2 protein-coding genes are annotated in these 2,245 nt (G+C 33.3%); one reads left to right on the top strand and one right to left on the bottom strand.

The window, feature by feature from the left end; all coding sequences use genetic code 11:
* Positions 1-710 precede the first annotated feature (710 nt).
* Positions 711-950: an ATP-binding protein gene (locus tag ACYQ2O_RS11855; RefSeq protein WP_245683093.1), complete on the top strand. Its 240-nt coding sequence runs from the start codon at positions 711-713 to the stop codon at positions 948-950.
* A 168-nt stretch (positions 951-1,118) separates the two neighbouring features.
* On the opposite strand, the gene ACYQ2O_RS11850 is transcribed toward ACYQ2O_RS11855, so the two are convergent.
* Positions 1,119-1,922 carry a DUF368 domain-containing protein gene (locus ACYQ2O_RS11850; RefSeq protein ID WP_346025585.1) on the bottom strand — a complete coding sequence of 268 codons (804 nt, stop codon included), beginning with the start codon at positions 1,920-1,922 and terminating at the stop codon, positions 1,119-1,121.
* Between the last annotated feature and the right edge of the window lie 323 nt (positions 1,923-2,245).

Raw genomic sequence — 2,245 nt, 5'->3', positions numbered from 1 at the left:
GGATCTGTTATAAAGCTGTTTAATCCAGACAATGATTGGATTATATTACCTTCATCGACAGAAATCATCATACGAGCAACGAGAAATTTGGGAAACATAATTTTTCATAGATTATTGGGAGTTACCTTCGTTATAAATTTGGAAGGTAAGCTTGGTCACTCCGGGCTATCCCTGTAACACAATGCGTGCCTTAACCTCGCGCATAAGTATTTAACTCGTTTCTTGTGTAGCTGCCAAGACCGAAGGTTTCCTAAGACCAACGGACACAAGAACCAAGCCATACAGCTTATGAGTAAATAGTCTCAACATTGTGACGGGAAGCATGCTTAATGAGTAGTCGAACTACAAGGAGGGGAAAGCTTCATCCCATTTAGAACCATCTTCCATCTAGTTCTATTTTACACAGAAACAGCACGGAATGACCAAGCGATAACCAAGATATTTAATTATCAAAGAACTAAAGTGAATGGATCATCAAAAGCGACTTTTTGAAATTGGGGATGGGAAAAAAGTCACCTTTTAGTAATAATTTATAAATCTGAGTAATTAAAAACACCGTCAAATCAAGGATCATTTTTCCTAGATTTGACGGTGTCTTCTAATTCAGCTAGTTATTTCCCAGCCCCGCTCCATTCTTTCAAACAGTTAATCAATCAACTAAGTTAAGAACAATTCTTAACTACAAACTTATTATACGAAGAGGTTATGAAGTGACAATTGGAAAAGTTGGTACATTAGAGGTTGATTTTGTAGCAAGTAAGGCTGATGAGATAGTTTACTATCAAGTATCGGCTACGATTATGGATGAAAAAACAAAAGAACGTGAACTACGCCCACTCCAGTCCATAACTGATAATTATCCTAAGTATATCCTCACTATGGATAATACAGTTTTTAATGACTTTTCTGGTATAAAGGTGAAGAATATAATAGATTTTCTTCTTGAGTAATTTGACTATCAGCTGGGTCACAGTTTTTAGGTAATAGAGGTATAAAGGTAGACTCTTCACTTCGGAAGTATAATATCATATACCTTTATAACTACTAAATACTGGGTTTTAAACAGAAGTTGAGCTATATATGACGGATAGGCTAACATGACCTAGTAACTTTTTCATTTACTGTGAATACTTTGTACCAATATAATAAGATACTAAAAATCCAATAACTAAATAAAAGATTCCAAGTAGGATTTCCTGTCCTAATATATCCCTAGGAATAATTGCAAATATAGATCCAAATACAAATCCTAATACAGTATAATATGTAAAACCATAAGCTCTTTCAAATAGAAAATTTATTAATTTTGCAAATAATAATACACTTAGGACAAATCCTATCCCTACTGGAATGATTACCATAAGGTCTAAGCTTACAAGAGCATCCAAAAGAATTTCATAAGCCCCAATATACATAAGAATAAATGATGCACTTACCCCTGGTACTATAGTTCCAAATCCAATTATAAGACCATAAATAATAGTGGCAATTAGTCCTGAGGAAGCTTCTGGCATAATATTTATCACATTATTCTCTAATATGGTAAATATAATTGTTATACTAAGGGCAATTATACAAGGAATTAGATATGAGCCTTTAAAACCCTTTTTATTTGCATCTTTAATCACTAAAGGGATAGTCCCTACCATAAGCCCAATAAAGATAAATTTTACATTGGTTTCATGGTATACAAATAAATATTGCATAATTCTACTAAAAGCTAATACACCAAAAGCTATACCTACACCTAAAGAAAAAAGGGCTTTAATTTTTCCCATAAAATCAGTAAATATATTAGCAATGGCACTGGTTAATTTGCTATAAACACCAAGTATTACCGCAAAGGTACCCCCACTTACGCCTGGAGCTACGGCTCCTATACCTATGATTATTCCTTTTAAAAAATCATTTAAAAATATCAAAAATATCAACTCACAATCAAAATCAAATTTTATTACCTGTCTGCTGCTTTATTCCCTAAGCAAAAAAACCAACTATACTACCTAAATTCTACGTCGCTTTACGAAAACCATTAAACATCGATATTTCCGATGAACCTACGAAGAATTCAAGTAGTTGCTTCTACATTTTAACATTTCATGCACCCCCTTTCAACAAAAGTTAGTGTCAATACTTTCTTTTAATAATTGCTTACAATGGTTGTTATATCAAGGAAAAGCAAAAAAACACTTGCCCCTCCCCTAAATCTCGTTCAAAATAGTAGGTACCAACCAAACTACTTCCA

This window comes from Alkalibacterium sp. m-11, from assembly GCF_054658155.1.
Note: the sequence above shows the minus strand (reverse complement) of the source record. Positions and strands in the feature narration are given on the sequence as shown.